This is a genomic window from Aromatoleum diolicum, assembly GCF_012910955.1.
GTDB lineage: Bacteria > Pseudomonadota > Gammaproteobacteria > Burkholderiales > Rhodocyclaceae > Aromatoleum > Aromatoleum diolicum.
This window is the reverse complement of record NZ_WTVQ01000012.1, coordinates 14,741-38,628: the sequence shown is the minus strand read 5'-3', so window position 1 is coordinate 38,628 and position 23,888 is coordinate 14,741. Positions and strand designations below refer to the sequence as shown.

Genomic DNA, 23,888 nt, shown 5'->3' with positions numbered 1-23,888 from the left:
GATCCATGACAATCTTTGGCGATCTTGCGGTCACCCTTGCAGCGTGTTCAGCCGCTTACAGCACCTCGGCGGCGTGATCGGCGAGGCGCGAACGCTCGCCGCGCTGCAGCGTGATATGGCCGGAGTGTGGCCAGTCCTTGAAGCGGTCGACGACGAAGGTCAGGCCCGAACTGCCTTCGGTCAGGTAGGGCGTGTCAATCTGCGCGATGTTGCCCAGACAGACCACCTTGGTGCCGGGACCCGCGCGGGTGATCAGGGTCTTCATCTGCTTCGGCGTGAGGTTCTGCGCTTCGTCGATGATCAGGAACTTGTTGATGAAGGTGCGCCCGCGCATGAAATTCAGGCTCTTGATCTTGATCCGCGAGCGGATCAGGTCGCGCGTTGCGGCGCGGCCCCAGTCGCCACCTTCGCCGGTGGTGCCGTTGAGCACGTCGAGGTTGTCTTCCAGTGCGCCCATCCACGGCGCCATCTTCTCTTCCTCGGTGCCGGGCAGAAATCCAATGTCCTCGCCGACCGGCACCGTCACCCGCGTCATGATGATCTCCGAGTAGCGCTTCGCTTCGAGCACCTGCGTCAGCGCTGCCGCCAGTGTCAGCAGCGTCTTGCCGGTACCGGCCTGGCCGAGCAGCGTGACGAAGTCGATCTCCGGGTTCATCAGCAGATTGAGGGCGAAGTTCTGCTCGCGGTTGCGCGCCGTGATGCCCCACACGTTGTTCTTGGTGTGGGCGTAATCGGTCAGCGTCTCGATCAGAACGCTGCGGCCGTTCTTTTCCTTGACCCAGGCTTGTAGCGGCGTCCCGCCATCCTGAAACAGGAACTCGTTGATCAGCATGCCGGCCGCCAGCGGACCCTTGATGCGGTAGTAGGTCCGCCCGTCTTCTTTCCACGACTCCATGCCCTTGCCGTGGGTGTCCCAGAAGTCCGCAGGCAGTTCGAGCCAGCCGGTGTACAGGAGATCGGTATCCTCCAGCACCTTGTCGTTGAAGTAGTCCTGCGCGGCCAGGCCCAGCGCACGGGCCTTGATGCGCATGTTGATGTCCTTGGAGACCAGAATCACCGGACGCTTCGGGAAGCGTTCGACGAGGTGCATCACCACCGCGAGAATCTGGTTGTCGCCCTTGGCGGTGGGCAGAGCCGCCGGTAATACCACGTTGATGGCTTCGGTCTGCAGGAACAGCTTGCCGGTGGCGAGATCGTGCGAAGGGCCCTTGAGGTCGATTCCGGCATCGATGCCGTCGAGGCAGGAAGTGACGACCTCGTCCATCGTGCGGCTCGCTTGGCGCGCGTTGCGAGCGACTTCCGACATCCCCTTCTTGTTGTTGTCGAGCTCCTCCAGCGTCATGATCGGCACGAAAACGTCGTGCTCCTCGAAGCGGAAGAGGCTGGTCGGATCGTGCATCAACACGTTGGTGTCGAGGACGAAGAGCTTGGTTTTCCGGTTGCGTGGGGCGCGTTTGATCATGGCGTGTGGGCGGGTGATGTCTGCGGCGGTGGGTTGAACGGGAGCAGGCACGTTACAGACTCTTCACGAAATCGAGCACTTCCTGTGCGTGGCCGCCGACTTTTACGCCGCGCCATTCGCGGCGGATGGTGCCGTCGGCATCGATGACAAACGTGCTGCGCTCGATGCCTCGCACCTGTTTGCCATACATGTTTTTCATCTTGATTACACCGAAGGCAGTGCACGCCGCCTCTTCGGTGTCCGAAATCAGCTCGAACGGCAGGCCAAGCTTGGCCTTGAAATTTTCATGCGACTTGAGGCTGTCGCGCGAAATGCCATACACCGCGCACCCCGCGGCCTGAAATGCGGCATGGTGATCGCGGAAGTCGGCGGTTTCGTTGGTGCAGCCGGGGGTGTTGTCCTTGGGATAGAAGTAGAGCACCAGCTTGCGCCCGCGTAGCGCCGACAAGGTGACGGTATTGCCGCCGCTGGCGGGTAGGGTGAAATCGGGCGCAGCGGGACTGGCAGGGCTGATCGTGGCATTCATGGCTGCTCCAGCGTTGGTTTTTGCGTGCAGCGTAGCTGACGAGCCTGCTGCGTGACAATTCACTCGTGCATCGCGCGAAGCTTGCCGAGCGCGGTTGGCGGTCGCCTTCGGCCTCAGATCGTATCGAAGAGCAGGGCGGCAGCGACCGCACGCCCTTCGGTCGCGAGGATGTTGTACGTGCGGCAGGCTGCCGCCAAGTCCATCACCTCGTAGCCGATGCGGGCTTCAATCAGCGGACGCAGCAGTTGCGGTGCAGGGAAGCGCAAACGGGAGCCGGTGCCGATGATGACCACTTCCGGGGCCAGATCGAGCACTGCGGCGAAGTCTTCGGCGCGCAGCGCCTCGAACCCGCCCGGCGCCCATGCGCCGACGACGCGGTCGGTGGTCAGGATCACATTGCCGTCGTGACGCACCTTGTTGATCATGAGATGGTCGGCAGCGTAGCCGGTGACCAGTTTCAGGTTGGGATTCTGTTCGAGATTCAGCTTCATCAGGTTTCACTCTGTCGGCAAAATTGCCGGGGGATACAGGCTTGGATAAGATACCTTCTTTTGGTTTTCCGGCCCACCCGAAGACTTCATGCTCCGGACGGACGATGACCACCGGCGCGCCGGCTGAACGGTGCGGAGTAGCGAGAACATGCAAAAGAAAGGACGGATTGCGATGAGCGTCGAGCCGAAACTGCGGGTAGCGCCCCCAGTGGAACAAACGCAGGGCCCCCAGGAGCCCTCGACCCAGCGACAGGTGCGCAAGTCCGCCAAACTGGCCAACGTCTGCTACGACATCCGCGGGCCGGTGCTCACGCGTGCCAAGCAGATGGAGGACGAGGGCCACAAGATCATCAAGCTGAATATCGGCAACCTGGCCGCGTTCGGTTTCGATGCACCCGAAGAAATCCAGATGGACATGATCCGCAACCTGCCGAATTCGGCAGGCTATTCGGATTCGAAAGGCATCTTCGCTGCGCGCAAGGCGGTGATGCACTACACCCAGCAGAAGCACATCAAGGGTGTGGACATCGAAGACATCTATATCGGCAACGGCGTGTCCGAGCTGATCGTGATGGCAATGAACGCGCTGTTGAACGCGGGCGACGAGGTGCTGGTGCCGGCGCCGGACTATCCGTTGTGGACGGCGGGAGTAAGTCTGTCCGGTGGCCGTCCGGTGCATTACCTGTGTGACGAAGCCAAGGGCTGGCTGCCCGACCTCGAGGACATGCGTGCGCGGATCACGCCGAACACGCGCGCGATCGTGGTCATCAACCCCAACAACCCGACCGGTGCACTGTATCCGGACGAAATCCTGCGCGGCATCGTCGATATCGCCCGCGAACACGGTCTGATCCTGTATGCGGATGAGGTGTATGACAAGGTTTTGTATGACGACGTGACACACACCTCACTCGCATCCTTGTCGGAAGACGTGTTGACGATCGTTTTCAATGGCCTGTCGAAAAATTACCGTTCCTGTGGCTACCGTGCCGGTTGGATGGTGGTGTGCGGCGACAAGCGCCATGCGCAGGATTACATAGAGGGGCTCAACATGCTCGCCTCGATGCGCCTGTGCGCCAACGTGCCCGGTCAGTACGCGATCCAGACGGCACTGGGTGGTTATCAGAGCATCGACGACCTCGTCGCGGAAGGAGGCCGCATGCGCCGGCAGCGCGATCTCGCCTATGAACTCATCACCGCGATTCCGGGTGTGAGCTGCGTCAAGCCCAAGGCGACCCTGTACATGTTCCCGCGGCTCGACCCGAAATTTTATCCGATCGAGGATGACCAGGCCTTCATCGCCGAGCTGCTCGAAGAGGAGCGCGTACTGCTGGTACAGGGCACCGGCTTCAACTGGCCGCATCCCGATCATTTCCGCCTCGTGTTCCTGCCACACGAGGACGACCTGCGCGACGCAATCGCGCGGATCGCGCGCTTCCTCGAGCATTACCGCAAGCGCCACGGCACCTGAAGCACCCCGTTTCACTTACTTGCACAAACCACTCAACGAGCTTTTATGAAACCGATCAATGTTGGCCTGCTGGGCATCGGTACCGTCGGCGGCGGTACTTTCACCGTTCTCAAACGCAACGAGGAGGAAATTACCCGTCGCGCCGGTCGCCCGATCCGCATTACCGCAGTGGCCGACAAGAACCTTGAACTTGCACGCAAGGTGGCGGGTGAGGGCGTCAAGCTGACCGACGATGCGTTCGCGGTGGTCGCCGATCCTGAAATCGACATCGTCGTCGAGCTGATCGGCGGCTACGGGATTGCGAAGGAACTGGTGCTCAAGGCGATCGAGAACGGCAAGCACGTCGTCACCGCCAACAAGGCGCTGCTCGCAGTGCATGGCAACGAGATCTTCGCTGCCGCGCAGAAGAAGGGCGTGATGGTCGCGTTCGAGGCGGCGGTCGCCGGCGGCATTCCGATCATCAAGGCACTGCGCGAAGGCCTCAGCGCAAACCGCATCCAGTGGCTTGCGGGCATCATCAACGGCACGACCAATTTCATCCTGTCCGAGATGCGCGACAAGGGCCTGCCCTTCGCCGAGGTGCTGAAGGAAGCGCAGGCGCTCGGCTATGCGGAAGCCGACCCGACCTTCGACATCGAAGGTATCGATGCTGCACACAAGGTGACGATCATGAGCGCGATTGCGTTCGGCGTACCGATGCAGTTCGAGGCGGCGCACATCGAGGGCATCACCGCACTGGATAGCGTCGACATCGCCTACGCGGAGCAACTCGGCTACCGCATCAAGCTGCTGGGGATCTCGCGGATGCGTCCCGAAGGTATCGAACTGCGCGTGCATCCGACCCTGATCCCCGCCAAGCGTCTGATTGCCAACGTCGAGGGCGCGATGAACGCCGTCGTCGTGCACGGCGACGCCGTGGGAGCGACGCTCTACTACGGCAAGGGTGCCGGTGCCGAACCGACGGCTTCCGCGGTCATTGCGGACCTGGTCGATGTCACTCGCCTGCACACCGCCGACCCCGAACATCGTGTGCCGCATCTCGCATTCCAGCCCGAGCAGGTGCGTGATCTCAAGGTGCTGCCGATCGAGGAGGTGCACACCTCGTATTACCTGCGCATGCGTGTGGACGACAAGCCGGGTGTGCTGGCCGACATCACCCGCATTCTTGCCGACAGCGGCATATCGATCGAAGCGATGATCCAGAAGGAAGCCCCCGAGGGCGCCTCGCAGACCGACATCATCATGTTGACGCACCTGACGATCGAAAAGAATGCCAACGCGGCGATCACCAAGATCGAGGCCTTGCCGGTGGTGCAGGGCAAGATCACGCGTTTGCGTATGGAAAGCTTGCAGTAAGACTCCCGCGAAGGGAGGGCGGATGCCGGTGCCTGGCCGGTTTCCGTCCGCGTCTGATTCGGGGGCGTAATCGCTCCCCGCATACCTGAAGGATCTCTCGTGAAGTATCTCTCCACCCGCGGCCATGCCGCACGCCCCGAGTTTTGCGACATCCTGCTCGGTGGTCTCGCGCCCGATGGCGGGCTGTATCTTCCCGAAACCTATCCGCAAGTTTCGCGTGCCGAACTCGACGCGTGGCGTGGGCTGTCGTATGCGGAGCTGGCGTTCGCAATCCTGTCGAAGTTCATCACCGACATCCCGGCAAACGACCTGAAGGCAATCTGCGACAAGACCTATACCGCGGACGTGTATTGCTTCGCGCGTCCCGGAGACGACCCGGCCGACATTACGCCGGTGCATTGGCTGGAGCAGGGCAAGTTCGGTCTGCTGGAGCTGTCCAATGGCCCGACGCTCGCGTTCAAGGACATGGCGATGCAGCTGCTGGGCAACCTGTTCGAGTACGTGCTCGACAAGCGTGGCGAGCAGATCAACATCCTCGGCGCCACGTCCGGCGACACCGGTTCGGCGGCCGAGTACGCGATGCGTGGCAAGCACGGGGTGCGCGTCTTCATGCTGTCGCCGCACGGCAAGATGAGCGCATTCCAGCGCGCGCAGATGTATTCGCTGCAGGACGACAACATCTACAACATTGCCGTCAGCGGCATGTTCGACGACGCCCAGGACATTGTGAAGGCGGTGTCCAATGATGCGGCATTCAAGGCGCGGTACAAGATCGGCGCGGTCAATTCGATCAACTGGGCGCGCGTCGCGGCGCAAATCGTCTATTACTTCAAAGGCTATTTCGCGGCAACGCAGTCCAACGATCAACAGGTCGCCTTCTGCGTGCCCTCGGGCAACTTCGGCAACATCTGTGCCGGCCACATCGCGCGCCAGATGGGGCTGCCGATTGCGAAGCTGATCCTGGCGACGAACGAGAACGACGTGCTGGACGAATTCTTCCGCACCGGCATGTATCGTCCGCGCAAGGCCGCCGAAACGCTTGTCACGTCCAGTCCGTCGATGGATATCTCGAAGGCGTCGAATTTCGAACGTTTCGTCTTCGATCTCGTCGGTCGCGACCCACATAAGGTCGTCGAACTGTGGAAGTCGGTGGATGCCGGTGGCCCCTTCGATCTCTCTGCGTCGGAGGGTTTTGCCCGCATCGGCAATTTCGGCTTCATTTCCGGAAGCAGTTCGCACGCCGATCGTCTGGCGACAATCCGCCAAGTGTTTGAACTGTACGGCACGATGATCGACACTCACACTGCCGATGGTGTCAAGGTCGCGTGGGACTGCGCCGCCTGCGTTCCGGCAGGTGTGCCGCTCGTGGTTCTTGAGACTGCGCTGCCGGTGAAATTCGCCGAAACCATCCGCGAAGCCCTCGGGCGCGAACCCGAGCGCCCTGCCGAACTTGAAGGCATTGAACAGCTGCCGCAGCGGGTTGAAGTGATGGCGCCGGATGTGGCTGCGATCAAGCACTTCATCGTCGAACGGGTGGGAGCGTAAGACTCATGGAGCACGAGGCCTTCTGGTCGGCGCGCTATCGGGATGCAGGCGAAAACTACGTTTTCGGTACGCAGCCGAACGGTTTTCTTGCAAGTCATGCCGCCCTGTTGTCAGCCGGCGCGAGCGCGCTGTCGGTCGCCGATGGCGAGGGGCGCAACTCGGTATGGCTTGCGGAGCAGGGACTGCGTGTGACCGCGACGGAAATTTCGCCGGTTGCGTTGGAGAAGGCGCGCAAGCTCGCTGCCGGGCGGCATGTCGAAGTTGATTTCGTACTTGCCGATGCCGTGGGCTGGGACTATCCGGCAGCGGCATTCGACTTCGTCGTCGGCGTCTTCATCCAGTTCGCCAGTCCGGCCGAACGGAAGGCGATATTTTCGGGAATGAAGCGCGCGCTCACGCCGGGCGGCTATTTGCTGTTGCAGGGCTACACGCCGAAGCAGCTTGACTTTCGCACTGGCGGCCCGTCAGCAGTGGAGAACCTTTATACACCGGAGCTCCTGCGCGAGGCTTTCGACGATCTGGAGATCGTCGAGTTGCACGAATACGAAAACGTCCTTGACGAAGGCGCGGGGCACAAGGGGCAGTCCGCCCTGATCGGCCTGGTTGCACGCAAGCCGGCCTGAAGCGCCAGGAGGCAGGCGCGCGGGCATCACCGATCCGATGCGATGCCCGCGGTATGCCTGCCTATTCCTCGATGTGTCGCAGCGACAGATCCAGTGCCCGCACGTCCTTGGTGAGGCCGCCGATGGAGATACGGTTGACGCCGGTTTCCGCGATGGCGCGGACTTTTTCCAGGTTCACTCCGCCTGAGGCTTCAAGTTCGGCCCGGCCGGCGGTAATTTTCACCGCCTCGTACATGGTCTCGAGACTCATGTTGTCGAGCAGGATCATCTTCGCTCCGGCTGCGAGCGCTTCTTCGAGTTGTTGTAGCGTCTCGACCTCGACTTCAATGAAGACGTTCGACGGGGCGATCTGCTTGGCCTGCTCCATCACTTTCGCGATGCTGCCGGCGGCGATGATGTGGTTTTCCTTGATGAGGATGCCGTCATAGAGGCCGATGCGGTGGTTGGTGCCGCCGCCGACGGCAACCGCGTATTTTTGCGCCAGACGCAGGCCCGGCAGGGTCTTGCGGGTGTCGACGATCTTTGCTCCGGTGCCGGCGACGGCGTCGACGAAACGTCGCGTGATCGTGGCGGTGCCGGACAGCAGTTGCAGGAAATTCAGCGCGGTCCGCTCGGCGGTGAGCAGCACGCGTGCACCGGCGACAACGTCGCACAGCACCTGACCGGCCTCAACACGTTTGCCGTCGCGCACATGCCAGATAACGGCTGCGGCAGGACTCAACGCGGCGAAGGCAGCGTCGAACCAGGCGGTGCCGCATACGATGGCATCTTCGCGAGTGATGACGCGGCCGCGCGCATCGGTTTCGACCGGAATCAGCCTTGCCGTCAGGTCGCCGGTGCCGACGTCCTCGGCAAGCGACGCGGCAACATTGCGCTGGATCTCGATGCGGAGTTGCTGTGACAGGTTCATGGCGGCGTGTCGGTATGATGAAACCGTGATTTTAGCGGTTCCGTCATCCGCCGGTGCACTCTCGCAGGGTGTCCGGGCTCTGGCGGGTTGGTATTCATTTTTTTGGACATATATGTGAGACCGCGTGATTTTCTGGAGTTGCTGCTCCTCGCCGCATTGTGGGGCGGATCCTTTCTGTTCATGCGTATTGCTGCGCCACTGTTCGGACCCGTACCGCTGATCGAATTGCGCGTGGGACTCGCTGCGGCGGTCTTGCTACCGTTGCTCGCATGGCGTGGCAAACTCGGCCAGCTGCGTCAGCACGCTGCGGCGCTGGTGTTCGTCGGTATTACCAACTCCGCCTTGCCATTCGTGCTCTACGCGTGGGCTGCACTGTCGGTGACCGCGGGTTTCGCGTCGATTGTCAATGCCACTGCACCGTTGTTTGCGGCATGGGTGGGTTGGGTATGGCTGAAGCACCGCTTATCGCCGGGGACGCTGGTCGGTCTGCTGGTGGGCGTGCTGGGGGTTATTATCCTCGTCTGGGGGAAGGCATCGTTCCGTGCAGGGGGTTCCGGCTGGGCCGTAGCCGCCTGCCTGGCTGCTACGCTTAATTACGGTGTCGCGGCGAATTTCACAAAACGCTATTTGACTGGCGTTGACCCGATGGCAATTGCCGCTGGTAGCCAGTTCTACGCTGCGGTGCTGCTTGCGCCGTTCGCGGTGTGGCTGTGGCCGGATGTGAATCCGGGTGCTGACGCGTGGCTGGCAGTCGTCTTGCTCGCGGTCGGGTGTACCAGTGTCGCTTACGTGATGTATTTCCGCCTGATTGCCCATATCGGACCGGCGCGAGCGATCGCCGTGACGTTCCTGATTCCGGTATTCGGCATGCTGTGGGGGGCAGTTTTTCTCAGTGAGCAGGTCACCGGAAACATGCTCGCAGGTTGCGCGGTGATTCTTTGCGGTACCGGGCTTGCAACCGGTGTGTTCAGGTTTCCGGCGCTGACGCGGGCGGAAAAGACGTAACGCGCGTGTGAGTCTTCAGTCCGCGGCGCCGCGGTGCATGGTATGACACTTGCGCGACATCAGCCCTCGCTGCCCTCGACGAAATAGTCCAGTCGACCGCGGGGGGCGAGGTATTCGACGGTTTCGACCGGTAGCTTGGCGGGACTCAAAGCCGCCTCGACTTTCAGGTCGGCGTCGCGAAGATCGATCAGCAGGGCTTCCGAGCGCGGGATGTCCGGGTCGTGGAGCATGACCAGCGGATGTAGCAGGTCGGTCGGGTTGGTTTCCACGACCATGCCCACTCCGCCGTTCGAGAGCGCAACGAAGGTGCCCGGTGGATAAACCCCAAGCGTCTTGATGAATAGCTGGATCATTTGATTGTCATAGCGCGCGCTCTCCGTGCGGAAAATGTGTCGCAGTGCCTCGGCCGGAGCCTTCGCTTCACGCAAGTCGAACGGATTGCACAGATTGTCGTATCGGTTGGCAATTGCCGCGATGCGTGCCAGTCGCGGGATCTTCTCACCGCTCAGCCGATTGGGAAAACCGCTGCCGTCAAAGTATTCGTGGTGGCAGGCGATGACGTTGCGCACCGGAACGGGGAGCTCGCGCATGCCGCTGATGGCCTTGATGCCGTAGCCGACGTGAGCGCGATAGAACTCCTCCTCTGGTGCCGTGCGTTTGGCGCTGCGCAGGATGCGCGGTGGGATGTCCTGCTTGCCGACGTCGTGGAGCAGGGCGCCGAGGCCCAAGTGGCGCATTTCCTCTTCCGAGAGTCCCAGGGATTTGCCCAGCATCAGCGACAGGGCCATCACGTTGAGGGCGTGAAATGCCAGGCCGCCCTCGCGACTTTTCTGATTCACCAGGTGAATCACCATGCTGTCGCTGCCGAGCAGATTTTCCACCAGCCCGCCTACCAACGCTGATGCCTGGCGTTGTGCATCCTGCGGTCGCGCCAGCAGTGAACGGAAAATATCCCCCGCAGCAACCGCTTGCTGTTCGAAGAGGCGCTCGCGTCGCGCCAGACCGTCGCGCTGCTGTCTTACACGCTCCAGTCGCACGCGTTTTTCGTCCTGCATGCCCGCGAGTGCGGCAGCGCCGAAATCTTCGTCCTGCGGGGTGCTGGCGCCTGGAGTCCTTTCGGGCAGAGGTTCTGCGGTGCTGCGCGCCGGATCCCATTCAACCTGCGTAATGCCCATCTCGCGCAGCGCCTGAATCTGCTGCATGCTGGAAAGACAAAAGCGGTTCAGCAGGAACGGGTGCCCGATCCATCCGAGGGATGAGAGCGAGACGAATATCCCGGGCCTGAGGCGATCGACGCTGATTTGCGGCATGAGTTTGTTACAACTGGAGATGTGCGGATTCTAACAGCCTCGGAGTTTCCGGTTCGACAGGAACATGACATCGGGCGCCAAGTACGCTGCCATTTAGCATGCGGATGGAATTTCACCGCCCTTTGCCCGCTTGCACGATCCAACCGTTGAATACCCCTCGCGAGGCTTCAGCAACTTCGCTGGCAGTTAGCCCTATGGGGCCAATCCCTTCGCGCGCGAGACGGTCGGCCGCGGCACCGTGCAGATGTACCGCAGCGAGCAAGGCCGATTCCGCTGGCCACCCCTGTGCAACGAGGCTAGCGATAAGGCCGGTGAGTACGTCACCCATGCCGGCACTCGCCATGCCCGGGTGTCCGGTGCTGTTGATCAGCCAGCGGCCGTCCGGGTATGTCACTACGCTGCCACTGCCCTTGAGCACGACGAGTGCTTGGTAAGAGCCTGCAATCTTCAGGGTGCTTGCGACGCGATCGGCTTGGACGTTGGCGGTATCGGTTCCGAGCAGTCGGCCCGCTTCGCCCGGGTGCGGTGTCATGAGTGTCGGTGCTTCGCGTGCTGCAATCAGAGACTTGAGCACTTCGGAGGCCGCAACAAGATTGAGCGCGTCGGCATCGAGAATGATCGGCTTGTTGCTGCGGGCGGCTTGTTCCACGAGCGCGGCTGCCGCCGTGCTACGTCCGAGGCCCGGGCCGAGGGCGAGCACATTGGCCTGTTCCAGAACGTCCTCAGGTCGCTGCAGCATGAGTTCCGCCTGGTTGAAGTCGACCGCGGGTCCGGCATCGTCAACGAGCCCGATCAGCACTCGTCCAGTGCCCAGTTTCAGCGCAGCCCGTCCCGCGAGTAGTGCAGCCCCGGTCATGCCGCGGGCACCGCCAACGATGCCGACGTCACCGTAACAACCCTTATGGGTGTTTTGCAGCCGCGATTTCATCAACTGGCGTACGAGTCCCGGCTGGATTTGCATTCCCATTGGCGCGAGCCACGCGGCGGGGTCAATGTCGAGGCGATGAAGGTGCACCACGCCGGCAATGTCGGGGCCGTCGAGTGTCAGCAGACCCGGTTTGAGCGCAAGGAAGGTCAGTGTCGCAGTAGCGTGAAACACCGTGCCGAGCACGCGACCCGTGTCAGCATCCAGCCCGCTCGGGATATCGATTGCGAGGCGGGGTGCCGGTTGTGCATTCAGCGCGTCAATCCAGGTCGCGTAGCGTCCACTTACCGGGCGGCGCAGGCCGATGCCGAACAGAGCGTCGACCACCAGCGCCCAGCCATTGGCCGGGGCAGCGGGAAAATCGGACACTGTTTCACCACCAGCGGCGCGCCATGCCGCCAGGGCTGCAGCGGCATCTGGCGGGAGCTTGGCGGGATCGTCGGCGAACGCAACCGTCACGGGACGGCCCGCCTGAAGCAGTCGCCGCGCCATCACAAAGCCATCTCCGCCGTTGTTGCCGGGTCCGCAGGCAATCAGCACCTGTCCTGCGCGATCCTGCGTCAGACGGACGGCTTCTTCGGCTGAGGCACGTCCTGCGCGCTCCATCAGGGTCGGTTGCGCCTGGGCCCCAACCCGCGCTTCGATAGTGCGAATCCCCGAGACCGGGTAAATCGGCTGGGCTTGTGGAAACATCATGACTCCGACGATCGCATAATCACCGGATTTTACGCGCAGGTGCTGGGCTTTTGATGATCGTTGAACGATTTGTCATTGCCATGGGTACCCCCGCGCTCACGCGTGCGCTGAGGCGGGGGCCGCCGTTTCAATTCTCCGCTTGGCCGCGGCGTTTCTCGAGGCGCGTTTCCTGGACGAGCTCGACGCTCCCGTCCTCGTGCTGGGTTTCGAGGCGGACGGTAAATCCCCACAGGCGAGCCATGTGCTTCATGACTTCGTCTACGTTTCCGCCCAAGGGGCGTTGCCGATATTGCTGATGGCGTAACGTCAGCGACCGGTCGCCACGCAGGTCGACGTTCCATACTTGGATATTGGGTTCGCGGCTTCCCAGGTTGTACTGGTCCGACATGATCTCGCGGACGCGGCGATAGCCGGTATCGTCGTGAATCGCCGAAACTTTCAGCTTCGCTTCGTGCTCGTCGTCGAGAATCGCGAACATGCGAAAATCGCGTATCACTTTGGGGGATAGATACTGCGCGACGAAGCTCTCGTCCTTGAAATTGCGCATCGCGAAATCGAAAGTCTCGCGCCAGTTGCTGCCGGCGATGTCGGGGAACCATGCACGGTCTTCGGCGGTCGGGTTCTCGCAGATGCGCTTGATGTCCTGCCACATCGCGAAACCCAGCGCGTACGGGTTGACGCCGTTGTACCAGCGGTCGCTATAAGCAGGTTGGTACACCACGTTCGTGTGGGACTGCAGGAATTCCAGCATGAAACTGTCGGCAAGCAAGCCCTCGTCGTATAGATGATTGAGCAGGGTGTAATGCCAGAAGCATGCCCAGCCCTCGTTCATCACCTGAGTCTGGCGTTGCGGAAAGAAATACTGCGCGACCTTACGCACGATGCGCACGATTTCGCGTTGCCATGGTTCAAGCAGTGGCGCATGTTTCTCGACGAAATAAAGCAGATTTTCCTCGGGTTCGGGTGGAAAACGCTGCGCCGGCGCCTTGCCCGGTTTGGTGTCGTGTATGGGCAGCGTGCGCCACAATTCGTTGACCTGGCTCTGCAGATATTCCGTGCGCTCGCTCTGGCGCAGTTTCTCTTTCGCCAGCGACAGTTTGGGCGGCCGCTTGTAGCGGTCAACTCCCAGATTCATCAGTGCGTGGCAGGAATCAAGCAGCAGCTCGACCTCCTCTTCGCCGTGACGCTCCTCGCATTCTGCAATGTAGTGCCGCGCAAAGATCAGGTAATCGACGATGGCGTCCGCATTGGTCCACGTGCGGAACAGGTAATTGCCCTTGAAGAAGCTGTTGTGCCCGTAAGCCGCATGCGCGATCACCAGCGCCTGCATCGTCAGCGTGTTTTCCTCCATCAGATACGCAATGCAGGGGTTCGAATTGATGACGATTTCGTATGCAAGTCCCATCTGGCCACGTCGGTAACTCTTTTCCGTGGACAAAAAATGCTTGCCGAAGGACCAGTGGTGATAATTGACGGGCATTCCCACCGAAGCGTAGGCGTCCATCATCTGTTCGGCGGTAATCAGCTCGATCTGCGGTGGATACACATCCAGGCCAAATTCCGCGGCGACTCGCGCGATCTCACGGTGATAGGCGTCGATAGCCTCAAAGCTCCACTCCGAGGTGGCGGGCAGATGTTTGGATTGCTTGGTTTTCGTTGCCGTGGCGCGCTTCATACGAGGGTCTTCTTGAACAGTTCGCGAAACACCGGGTAGATGTCAGCCGGCTCCTCGATTCTCTGCATGGCGAAATTCTTGTGCCCGCCCGACAGCTTTTCGTACTCCCGCCAAAGATTTTGCGGTTCGCCCGGTGTGATTTCGATGTAGGCGAAGTACTGGCAGTAAGGCAGGACTTGCGATCCCAGCAACTCGCGACAGATCGGCGAATCGTTGTCCCAATTGTCACCGTCCGAGGCCTGCGCGCCATACACGTTCCATGATCCGCGCGCGTAACGCTCGGCGATGATCTCGTGCATCAGCTTCAGCGCGCTCGACACTACCGTGCCGCCTGATTCGCGCGAGTGGAAGAACTCCTCCTCGTCGACTTCCTTGGCTACCGTGTGGTGGCGGATGAACACCACGTCGATGTGCTCGTATGTGCGGTTGAGGAACAGGTACAGCAGCATGAAGAAGCGCTTTGCGGTCGCCTTCTTCTCTTCATCCATCGAGCCCGACACGTCCATGACGCAGAACATCACCGCCTGAGTCGTCGGCTTCGGCACCTTGATGCGGTTGTTGTAGCGCAGGTCGAAGCTGTCGATGAACGGAATTGCCTCGATCTTTGCGCGCAGGCGAGCGATTTCCTCTCTGAGCTGCAAAGACTCGTCACAGTCCTCGCCGTCGGCCTCGACGACCTTATCGAGTTCCTTCTGCAGTTCCCGCAAGCGCGCCGAGAACGGTGAACCAAGCGCCAGACGACGCCCAAGTGCGCCGCGCATCGAACGGACTATATTGATGTTGGCCGGAGAGCCGTCCGCAGTGAAGCCTGCGCGTTGCGTCTTGTAATCCGTCACGCGTGCGAGTTGTGTACGGATCAGGTTGGGCAGGGCAAGGTCGTCGAAGAAAATGTCGAGAAATTCCTCGCGCGAGAGGTGAAAGACGAAATCGTCCTCGCCTTCACCGTCGTTGCCCGCCTTGCCCTGACCTCGACCTCCGCCCCCGCCGGATGGAGGGCGGTTGATCAAGTCGCCGCTGGAAAACTGGTCGTTGCCGGAAAATACCTGCTCCCAGATTCCGCCGCGCCCATGCTGGAACTGCGGTTCGCTCAGATCCTTGGACGGAATCGAAATCTGCTCGCCGTTGTCGAGATCGCGAATCGAGCGATCTTGGATCGCGTCGTTCACTGCCCGACGGATCTGCTGCTTGAAACGCCGCATGAAACGCTGGCGGTTCACCGCACTCTTCTTCTTGCTGTCGAACCGCCGATCGATGATGCGGGTCATTACGCTCTCCGGCAAGGCTGCACCGCGCCATCCGAGCCGACAGGCTGGATGGCGCTTATTTCACGACGATTTGCGAACGCGCAAATACCATTCGCACAGCAGACGCACCTGCTTCTCCGTGTAACCTTTCTCGATCATGCGGTTGACGAAGTCCTGGTGTTTCTTCTGGTCGTCGGCGCTTGCCTTGGCGTTGAAGCTGATCACCGGCAGCAGTTCCTCGGTATTCGAGAACATCTTCTTCTCGATCACGCCGCGCAGCTTCTCGTAGCTCGTCCAGCTCGGATTCTTGCCATCGTGTTTGGCCCGTGCGCGCAGCACGAAATTCACGACCTCGTTGCGGAAGTCCTTCGGATTGCTGATGCCGGCCGGCTTCTCGATCTTCTCCAGTTCGTCATTAAGTGCAGAGCGGTCAAGGATCTCGCCAGTATTTGGGTCACGGAATTCCTGATCCTGGATCCAGAAGTCGGCGTAGGTCACGTAGCGGTCGAAGATGTTCTGCCCGTATTCCGAATAGCTTTCGAGGTAAGCCGTCTGGATCTCCTTGCCGATGAACTCGGCGTAGCGGGGCGCCAGAAACTCCTTGATGAAGCCCAGGTAGCGGGCCTCGGTTTCCGGCTGATACTGCTCCTGCTCGATCTGCTGCTCGAGTACGTACATAAGGTGTACCGGGTTTGCCGCAACCTCGCGGTGGTCGAAGTTGAACACCTTCGACAGCACCTTGAACGCGAAGCGCGTCGACAGTCCGGTCATCCCCTCGTCAACCCCGGCGTAGTCGCGATACTCCTGGAAACTCTTCGCCTTCGGGTCGGTGTCCTTGAGGTTTTCACCGTCATACACCCGCATCTTGGAGTAGATGCTGGAATTCTCGGGCTCCTTCAGTCGCGACAGAATCGCGAACTGCGACATCATGCGCAGCGTGTCCGGTGCGCACGGGGCGGCCGACAGCGAGCTCTCGAAGAGCAGTTTCTCGTAAATGTGGATCTCGTCCGATACCCGCAGGCAATACGGAACCTTGACCGTGTAGATGCGGTCCAGGAAAGCCTCGTTGTTGCGATTGTTCTTGAACGCCACCCACTCGGACTCGTTCGAGTGGGCCATCACGATGCCGTCGAACGGAATCGCACCGAAGCCTTCGGTACCCTTGTAGTTACCTTCCTGGGTCGCGGTCAGCAAGGGGTGCAGCACCTTGATCGGCGCCTTGAACATCTCGACAAATTCGAGCAAGCCGCGGTTGGCCAGGCACAGGCCACCCGAGTAACTGTAGGCGTCCGGGTCGTCCTGCGAATACTGCTCGAGCTTGCGAATGTCGATCTTGCCGACCAGAGAGGAGATGTCCTGGTTGTTCTCGTCCCCCGGTTCGGTCTTGGCCACCGCGATCTGCTTGAGTACCGATGGCCGCAGCTTGACGACGCGGAAGCGCGTGATGTCGCCGTTGAATTCATGCAGGCGCTTCACTGCCCACGGACTCATGATGGTGTTGAGATAACGGCGCGGAATGCCGAAATCATCCTCCAGAAGGCGTCCGTCCTCTGTCAGGTCAAACAGCCCCAGTGGCGACTCATGTACCGGTGAGCCCTTGATCGCATAGAACGGCACATTCTGCATCAGCGACTTGAGCTTCTCCGCCAGCGAGGACTTGCCGCCGCCTACCGGGCCGAGCAGGTAGAGAATCTGCTTCTTCTCTTCCAGTCCCTGTGCTGCGTGGCGGAAGTAGGAGACGATGTGCTCGATGACCTCTTCCATGCCGTAAAAGTCGCGGAAAGCCGGATAGAGCTTGAGCACCTTGTTGGAGAAAATGCGCGACAGGCGTGGATCCACGCGCGTATCGACCAAACCCGGTTCGCCGATCGCCATAAGCATACGCTCTGCGGCGGTGGCGTAAGCCGAGCGGTCGGATTTGCACAGCTCGAGGTATTCCTGGATCGACATCTCCTCTTCGCGGGCCGCTTCGAAACGAGCCTGGTAGGCATTGAAGATACTCATCTGGATGTCTCCTGTGATGGTCGAGCCGTTTGCCAACACCCGTCAGAGGGGCGCATCCGGCTGCAAGTTCCGCGTGTTTATCATCCCATGGGCAAGCTCTCAGGGTCCATTTTGCGTCGGGAATGAGGCTGGAAGGAAGGCCCCGGGGCTGTGTTAGAATTAAAATTTACGTGTCCGTGCTGCATGAGTCCATTGAGTGTCGGGGTATCGCGTGGATGCCTCATTCTCCGGCCGTGTGGCAAATTTTGACTTGTCAGGGATTGTTAACTTAATGCAGACCAACCAGGAAACGCTGGGCGCGCTGGAGCGCCGCATCGACATGTCCGTGCCCATGGCCGAGATCGACAAGGAGGTCGAGGCACGCCTCAAGCGCATGGCGCGTACCGTGAAGATGCCGGGTTTCCGGCCTGGCAAAGTGCCGATGAAGATCGTCGCTCAAACCTACGAGTCGCAGGCTCGCTCCGAGGCCATCGGCGCCGCGGTCGAGAAGGCCTTTGGCGACACGGTGCGCGAACAGAATCTGCGTGTTGCTGGTTATCCGCGCATTGAACCGAAGGAGGCGGCAGGCGACGGGGCGCTCGAATTCAGCGCAGTCTTCGAAGTCTACCCGCAGGTCTCGCTGGGTGAGCTGTCCGGCCAGAAAATTGAGCGTCCGGTGCTGGCCGTCGGTGACGCCGAAGTGGACAAGACCATCGAAGTGTTGCGTAAGCAGCGCACCACTTTCGAAGTTGCCGAGCGCGCGGTGGCGGATGGCGACCGTGTCGTGATCGATTTTGCCGGTCGCAAGGATGGCGAGCTGTTCGAAGGTGGTCAGGCGCAGGACTTCCCGTTCGTGCTCGGTGCCGGTTCGATGCTGAAGGACTTCGAGTCTGCCGTGAGCGGTCTGTCCGCCGGCGACAGCAAGACCTTCGACATGACTTTTCCTGAGGACTACCATGCCCGTAATCTCGCCGGGCAAGCCGTGCAGTTCGAAGTGACCGTGAAGCGTGTCGAGGCGCCGGTGCTGCCTGCCGTGGACGGCGATCTGGCGCGTGCGCTGGGAGTGGCCGATGGTGATGTCGCAAAGCTGCGTGACGAGGTTCGTGCCAACCTCGAACGCGAAGTGAAGCGTCGCATCCAGGCCAAGGTCAAGGAGCAGGTCATGGAGGCGCTGCTGGCCGCCAACCCGATCGAAGTGCCGAAGGCCCTGGTCGAAACCGAGTCCCGCCAGCTTGCCGAAAATGCCAAGCGCGATCTCGAAATGCGCGGCATGAAGACAAAGGACATACCCGTCGAGGCCGCATGGTTTGCCGATCAGGCAGTGCGCCGTGTCAAGCTCGGCCTCATCATGGCTGAACTCGTGAAGGCCAAGGAACTCTACGCCAAACCAGAGCAGGTTCGCGCCCTGGTCGAAGAGATGGCGCAGAGCTACGAAGATCCGTCGGAACTGGTACGCTGGTACTACGCCCAACCGGATCGCCTGGCACAGGCCGAAGCTGTCGTGATCGAGGACAATGTGGTTGCATGGGTCGTTTCCCAAGCCGAGACCACCGATAACGCGGTGTCTTTTGACGAACTGATGGGTAACGCGGCCTGACGCCGCAAAGGGCCAAGTGATGAGCAACATGGCGCCACAATCAAGCAATAGCTGGGATCCGGTCGGCCTCGGCCTGGTTCCGATGGTGGTTGAACAGAGCGGTCGGGGCGAACGTGCCTACGATATCTATTCGCGCCTTCTGAAAGAGCGGGTAGTGTTCTTGGTCGGACCGGTGAACGACGTTACGGCCAATCTGATCGTCGCTCAGTTGCTGTTCCTTGAGTCCGAAAACCCGGACAAGGACATCTTCTTCTACATCAACTCCCCCGGGGGGTCGGTGTCCGCCGGGATGGCCATCTACGATACGATGCAGTTCATCAAGCCCGATGTCAGCACGCTATGTATCGGACAGGCTGCGAGCATGGGTTCCTTCCTGCTCGCAGCCGGCGCGAAGGGCAAGCGCTTCTGCCTGCCCAACTCGCGTGTCATGATCCATCAGCCCTTGGGCGGGTTCCAGGGGCAGGCGTCCGACATCGAGATCCATGCCCGCGAGATTCTCAGCATTCGCTCGCGGCTCAACGAGATGCTGTCCAAGCACACCGGACAGCCAGTCGAGCGGATCGAGAAGGATACGGATCGGGATAATTTCATGTCGGCCAAGGATGCAGTCGAATATGGCATCGTCGACAAGGTGCTGACGACCCGGGCCGAAGCCTGATTTACGAGAGGAAGACCATGACGGAAAAAAAGGCGGGTAGCGAGAAGCTGCTGTACTGCTCGTTTTGCGGAAAGAGCCAGCATGAGGTTCGCAAACTCATTGCGGGTCCGTCGGTCTTTATCTGCGACGAGTGCATCGAACTGTGCAACGACATCATCCGTGACGAGATCTCGCAAGCCGTCGAAACGGAAGGCGCCGGTAACAGTCTGCCCACGCCGCAAGAGATCTGCGAGATCCTCAACCAGTACGTAATCGGTCAGACCCAGGCCAAGCGCAATCTATCGGTCGCGGTGTACAACCATTACAAGCGCCTGCGCCACATTTCCGGCCGCAAGGATGATGTAGAACTCTCGAAGAGCAACATCCTTCTGATCGGCCCGACCGGATCCGGCAAGACGCTGCTGGCGCAGACGCTTGCGCGTTTGCTCAATGTGCCTTTTGTGATGGCGGATGCCACGACGCTGACCGAGGCCGGCTATGTCGGCGAGGACGTCGAGAACATCATCCAGAAACTGCTGCAGAAGTGCGACTACGACGTCGACAAGGCACAGCACGGCATTGTTTATATCGACGAGATCGACAAGATTTCGCGGAAGTCCGACAATCCCTCGATCACCCGCGACGTCTCCGGCGAAGGTGTGCAGCAGGCGCTCTTGAAGCTAATCGAAGGTACGGTTGCGTCGATTCCGCCGCAGGGTGGGCGCAAGCACCCGAACCAGGACTTCATTCAGGTAGATACCACGAATATCCTCTTCATCTGCGGTGGCGCTTTTGATGGCCTGGAAAAGGTGATCCGCAATCGCACGGAGAAGATCGGTATCGGTTTTGGGGCCGAGATCAAGAGCCGGCAGGGTAAGGACGTATCCGAATCCTTCCGTCAGGTCGAGCCGGAAGATCTTGTCAAGTTCGGCCTGATCCCCGAGTTTGTCGGTCGCCTGCCTGTCGTGGCGACCCTGCAGGAACTCGATGAGGCTGCGCTGATCCAGATTCTGGTCGAGCCCAAGAACGCGCTGGTCAAGCAGTATCAGAAGCTGTTCTCGATGGAAGGGGTTGAGCTCGAGATACGCCCGGCGGCTCTGCATTCGGTGGCGCGCAAGGCGATTCGTCGCAAGACGGGTGCGCGCGGCCTGCGGTCGATTCTCGAAGCCGCGCTGCTCGACATCATGTACGACCTGCCCACCATGAAAGGGGTGGAAAAGGTGGTGGTCGACGAAGGTACCATCGAAGAGGGCGCTCAACCGCTGCTCATTTACGCCGATCAGCAGAAGGTTTCGGGTTCGAACTGAAACCGGATTCACGCGCCGCTTGATTTTCTTTGGTCGAGTCCCCATGTGGGCTCGACCAGTCCTTTCGAGGTAAAAATAATCATGTCAAGCCCGCTTGACCTCCCCGACGAGCAAATGGAACTCCCCCTTCTGCCACTCCGCGATGTGGTGGTGTTCCCGCATATGGTGATTCCGCTCTTCGTGGGTCGCCCCAAGTCCATCAAGGCACTCGAAAACGCCATGGAGGCGGGCAAGGGTATCCTGCTGGTGGCGCAGAAATCGGCTGCCAAGGATGAGCCCTCGGCCGACGATCTGTACGAAATCGGCTGCATCGCCAATATCCTTCAGATGCTCAAGCTGCCCGATGGCACGATCAAGGTCCTGGTCGAAGGCGTGCAGCGCGCGCGCGTCGATTCGGTCGAAGATCTGCGCAGCGTTTTCGTTGCCAAGGTCACGCCGGTGCCCGTCCCGGAAACCGACAACAACGAGCTGGAAGCCATGCGGCGGGCGATCATCGCCCAGTTCGACCAGTACGTGAAGCTTAACAAGAAGATTCCGCCGGAAATTCTCGCCTCGTTGGCTGGAATCGAGGATCCCGGCCGCCTCGCCGACACCATCGCCGCGCACTTGCCGCTGAAGCTCGAGCAGAAACAGGAAGTGCTCGAGATGTCGGACACCGGCGCGCGTTTTGAACGTCTGCTGTCCCAGCTCGAAACCGAGCTCGACATCCTGCAGGTCGAAAAGCGCATCCGTGGCCGCGTCAAGCGCCAGATGGAAAAGAGCCAGCGCGAGTACTACCTCAACGAACAGGTCAAGGCGATCCAGAAGGAACTCGGGGAAGGCGAAGAAGGTGCCGATCTTGAGGAGATGGACAAGAAAATCAAGGCCTCGGGCATGCCCAAGGAGGCGCTGGCAAAGGCCCAGGCAGAGTTCAAAAAACTGCGCCTGATGTCGCCGATGTCGGCCGAAGCCACGGTGGTGCGCAATTACATCGACACGCTCATTGGCCTGCCGTGGAAGAAGAAATCGCGCGTCAGCAAGGACCTCGTCGAGGCCGAGAAAATTCTCGACAAGGATCACTACGGACTGGAGCGGGTCAAGGAACGCATCCTTGAGTACCTCGCAGTCCAGCAGCGAGTCGAGAAGGTCAAGGCGCCGATCCTGTGCCTGGTCGGCCCTCCGGGGGTAGGCAAGACCTCGCTCGGCCAATCGATTGCCAAGGCGACGAACCGCAAGTTCGTGCGCATGGCGCTGGGTGGCGTGCGCGACGAAGCCGAAATTCGTGGCCATCGTCGGACGTACATCGGTTCGATGCCGGGCAAGATCTTGCAGAACATGAACAAGGTCGGGGTCAAGAACCCCTTGTTTCTGCTCGACGAGGTGGACAAGCTGGGCATGGACTTCCGCGGCGATCCGAGTTCGGCCTTGCTAGAAGTGCTCGATCCGGAGCAGAACCATACCTTCCAGGATCACTACATCGAGGTCGACTTCGACCTGTCCGATGTAATGTTCGTTGCCACAGCGAATACCCTCAACATCCCGGCCGCGTTGCTCGACCGGATGGAGGTCATCCGCCTGTCCGGTTACACGGAAGACGAAAAGGTCAATATTGCGTTGCGCTACCTGCTGCCGAAGCAGATGAAGAACAACGGCCTCAAGCGCGATGAGCTTTCCGTGACCGAAGAGGCGTTGCGCGATGTATGCCGCTACTACACTCGCGAGGCGGGTGTGCGCAGCATGGAGCGCGAGATCTCCAAGATCTGCCGTAAAGTTGTGAAGTCGCTGGTTTTGCGCAAGCGCACGAGCAAGATTGTCGTGAATGCGAAGAGCCTCGACAAGTACCTCGGTGTGCGCAAGTACTCCTTCGGCATGGCCGAGAAGGAAAACCAGGTTGGGCAGGTGACCGGTCTGGCATGGACCGAGGTTGGTGGAGAACTGCTCACGGTCGAGGCGGTTGTGCTGCCGGGCAAGGGCAAGATCATGACCACCGGCAAACTTGGCGAGGTGATGCAGGAGTCCATCCAGGCGGCGCTTTCGGTTGTGCGCAAGCGTGCCCGCTCGCTCGGAATTCCGGAGGATTTCTACCAGAAGAGCGATATTCACATCCATCTGCCCGAAGGGGCGATTCCGAAGGATGGGCCGTCGGCTGGTACCGCCATGAGTACCGCCCTGGTGTCTGTGCTGACAGGGATCCCGGTGCGCTGTGATGTTGCGATGACGGGTGAAATCACGCTGCGCGGCGAAGTTCTGCCGATCGGCGGTCTGAAAGAAAAGTTACTCGCGGCGGTTCGCGGCGGCATCGGGGTTGCCCTGATTCCGGAGGAGAACGTCAAGGATCTTGTCGAAATTCCGGAAAACATCAAGAACGCGCTCGAATTGATCCCGGTCAGATGGATCGACCAGGTGCTTGAGCATGCTCTTGAGCGTCGGCCGCAACCTTTGCCCGAACCTGCCGCCGGGGATGCGCCGGCGACGGAATCGGGTGATGACGGTTCATCCACCAAGACGGTGAGGGCGCACTAAGGGTTTTCCCCGAAACCCGCGTCAAGACGCGCTGCAGCCAGACGGGAATCGCTGCAGCGCGTCTTGACACTCTGGAATACAGCGCGCTATAAAGTCCGTGCATCTCGCAACGCACCTGGAATTGGCCTGAGTGCCCCACCGGCAAAGGGTTTGCGCATTTTCGGGCTATCGCACTAATATCCAAGAGGGGACTTAAGTGAATAAATCCGAATTGATCGACCAAATTGCCGCCAGGGCCGAGATCTCCAAATCGGCCGCCGGCAGGGCGCTCGACGCAGCGATTGCGGCGGTCAAGGACGCGCTGCAGCAAGACGATTCCGTCACCCTGGTTGGATTTGGCACCTTCCACGTAGGTGAACGCGCCGCCCGCACCGGCCGCAATCCCCGCACCGGCAAGAGCATCAAAATCAAATCCGCCAAAGTTCCGAAATTTCGGCCTGGTAAAGCTTTGAAAGATGCGGTAAACTAGCTGGCTTTACCGGATAGATGTTTGGTGTCCGGTACGGTGCGGGTGCTTAGCTCAGTTGGTAGAGCGTCGCCCTTACAAGGCGAATGTCGGCGGTTCGACCCCGTCAGCACCCACCAGAAACAAGGTTCACCACGTGTCACGTAGTACCAGAAAC

At 60.4% G+C, this 23,888-nt stretch carries 19 protein-coding genes and 1 tRNA gene; 11 read left to right on the top strand and 9 right to left on the bottom strand.

The window, feature by feature from the left end:
- Positions 1-55 precede the first annotated feature (55 nt).
- The 3 genes from GPA25_RS09070 to GPA25_RS09060 form a co-directional block, all read right to left on the bottom strand.
- Positions 56-1,462, bottom strand: a complete 1,407-nt coding sequence (locus tag GPA25_RS09070; RefSeq protein ID WP_169260124.1) for a PhoH family protein — start codon at positions 1,460-1,462, stop codon at positions 56-58.
- Positions 1,463-1,514: 52 nt separating this feature from the next.
- Positions 1,515-1,988 (bottom strand): peroxiredoxin, encoded by a 474-nt coding sequence (locus tag GPA25_RS09065; protein WP_169260052.1) that lies wholly within the window; start codon positions 1,986-1,988, stop codon positions 1,515-1,517.
- A gap of 113 nt (positions 1,989-2,101) precedes the next feature.
- A complete protein-coding gene (locus GPA25_RS09060; protein ID WP_169260051.1) occupies positions 2,102-2,479 on the bottom strand; it encodes an Mth938-like domain-containing protein in 378 nt (125 codons plus the stop codon).
- A gap of 172 nt (positions 2,480-2,651) precedes the next feature.
- Between GPA25_RS09060 and GPA25_RS09055 the strand changes: the two genes are divergently transcribed.
- The 4 genes from GPA25_RS09055 (at position 2,652) to GPA25_RS09040 (ending at position 7,474) form a co-directional block, all read left to right on the top strand.
- Positions 2,652-3,950, top strand: a complete 1,299-nt coding sequence (locus GPA25_RS09055) for a pyridoxal phosphate-dependent aminotransferase (protein WP_246265530.1) — start codon at positions 2,652-2,654, stop codon at positions 3,948-3,950.
- A gap of 45 nt (positions 3,951-3,995) precedes the next feature.
- Positions 3,996-5,306, top strand: a complete 1,311-nt coding sequence (locus tag GPA25_RS09050) for a homoserine dehydrogenase (RefSeq protein WP_169260050.1) — start codon at positions 3,996-3,998, stop codon at positions 5,304-5,306.
- Positions 5,307-5,405: 99 nt separating this feature from the next.
- On the top strand, positions 5,406-6,851 hold the full coding sequence (thrC, locus tag GPA25_RS09045) for a threonine synthase (protein ID WP_169260049.1): 1,446 nt from the start codon (positions 5,406-5,408) through the stop codon (positions 6,849-6,851).
- Between the two features lie 5 nt (positions 6,852-6,856).
- Positions 6,857-7,474, top strand: a complete 618-nt coding sequence (locus tag GPA25_RS09040) for a class I SAM-dependent methyltransferase (RefSeq protein WP_169260048.1) — start codon at positions 6,857-6,859, stop codon at positions 7,472-7,474.
- Positions 7,475-7,535: 61 nt separating this feature from the next.
- On the opposite strand, the gene nadC is transcribed toward GPA25_RS09040, so the two are convergent.
- Positions 7,536-8,384: a carboxylating nicotinate-nucleotide diphosphorylase gene (gene nadC / locus GPA25_RS09035; protein WP_169260047.1), complete on the bottom strand. Its 849-nt coding sequence runs from the start codon at positions 8,382-8,384 to the stop codon at positions 7,536-7,538.
- A gap of 114 nt (positions 8,385-8,498) precedes the next feature.
- Here nadC and GPA25_RS09030 point away from each other — a divergent pair, with 114 nt between their 5' ends.
- Positions 8,499-9,389 carry an EamA family transporter gene (locus GPA25_RS09030; RefSeq protein ID WP_169260046.1) on the top strand — a complete coding sequence of 297 codons (891 nt, stop codon included), beginning with the start codon at positions 8,499-8,501 and terminating at the stop codon, positions 9,387-9,389.
- 59 nt (positions 9,390-9,448) lie between these two features.
- Here GPA25_RS09030 and GPA25_RS09025 read toward each other — a convergent pair whose 3' ends face one another.
- The 5 genes from GPA25_RS09025 to GPA25_RS09005 form a co-directional block, all read right to left on the bottom strand.
- Positions 9,449-10,699, bottom strand: coding sequence for a cyclic di-GMP phosphodiesterase (locus GPA25_RS09025; RefSeq protein ID WP_169260045.1), 1,251 nt, complete (start codon positions 10,697-10,699; stop codon positions 9,449-9,451).
- A gap of 112 nt (positions 10,700-10,811) precedes the next feature.
- Complete coding sequence (locus GPA25_RS09020) at positions 10,812-12,317, bottom strand: NAD(P)H-hydrate dehydratase (RefSeq protein WP_169260122.1); 1,506 nt, start codon at positions 12,315-12,317, stop codon at positions 10,812-10,814.
- Between the two features lie 130 nt (positions 12,318-12,447).
- Positions 12,448-13,995: a SpoVR family protein gene (locus GPA25_RS09015; RefSeq protein ID WP_169260044.1), complete on the bottom strand. Its 1,548-nt coding sequence runs from the start codon at positions 13,993-13,995 to the stop codon at positions 12,448-12,450.
- A complete protein-coding gene (locus GPA25_RS09010) occupies positions 13,992-15,260 on the bottom strand; it encodes a YeaH/YhbH family protein (RefSeq protein ID WP_169260043.1) in 1,269 nt (422 codons plus the stop codon). Before GPA25_RS09010 ends, GPA25_RS09015 begins: the two co-directional genes overlap by 4 nt.
- A gap of 60 nt (positions 15,261-15,320) precedes the next feature.
- On the bottom strand, positions 15,321-17,243 hold the full coding sequence (locus GPA25_RS09005; RefSeq protein WP_169260042.1) for a PrkA family serine protein kinase: 1,923 nt from the start codon (positions 17,241-17,243) through the stop codon (positions 15,321-15,323).
- Positions 17,244-17,514: 271 nt separating this feature from the next.
- On the opposite strand from GPA25_RS09005, the gene tig reads away from it, so the two are divergent.
- From tig to GPA25_RS08975, 6 genes are all read left to right on the top strand, one after another.
- Entirely contained in the window at positions 17,515-18,819 is a 1,305-nt protein-coding gene (gene tig, locus GPA25_RS09000) for a trigger factor (protein ID WP_169260041.1), read from the top strand.
- A 28-nt stretch (positions 18,820-18,847) separates the two neighbouring features.
- Positions 18,848-19,477 (top strand): ATP-dependent Clp endopeptidase proteolytic subunit ClpP, encoded by a 630-nt coding sequence (gene clpP, locus GPA25_RS08995; RefSeq protein WP_425486374.1) that lies wholly within the window; start codon positions 18,848-18,850, stop codon positions 19,475-19,477.
- A gap of 17 nt (positions 19,478-19,494) precedes the next feature.
- Positions 19,495-20,763 (top strand): ATP-dependent Clp protease ATP-binding subunit ClpX, encoded by a 1,269-nt coding sequence (gene clpX / locus GPA25_RS08990; protein WP_169260039.1) that lies wholly within the window; start codon positions 19,495-19,497, stop codon positions 20,761-20,763.
- A gap of 81 nt (positions 20,764-20,844) precedes the next feature.
- Positions 20,845-23,265, top strand: a complete 2,421-nt coding sequence (gene lon, locus GPA25_RS08985) for an endopeptidase La (RefSeq protein ID WP_169260038.1) — start codon at positions 20,845-20,847, stop codon at positions 23,263-23,265.
- 196 nt (positions 23,266-23,461) lie between these two features.
- Positions 23,462-23,734 carry an HU family DNA-binding protein gene (locus tag GPA25_RS08980; RefSeq protein WP_169260037.1) on the top strand — a complete coding sequence of 91 codons (273 nt, stop codon included), beginning with the start codon at positions 23,462-23,464 and terminating at the stop codon, positions 23,732-23,734.
- Between the two features lie 40 nt (positions 23,735-23,774).
- Positions 23,775-23,850, top strand: a tRNA-Val gene (locus GPA25_RS08975).
- Positions 23,851-23,888: the final 38 nt, after the last annotated feature.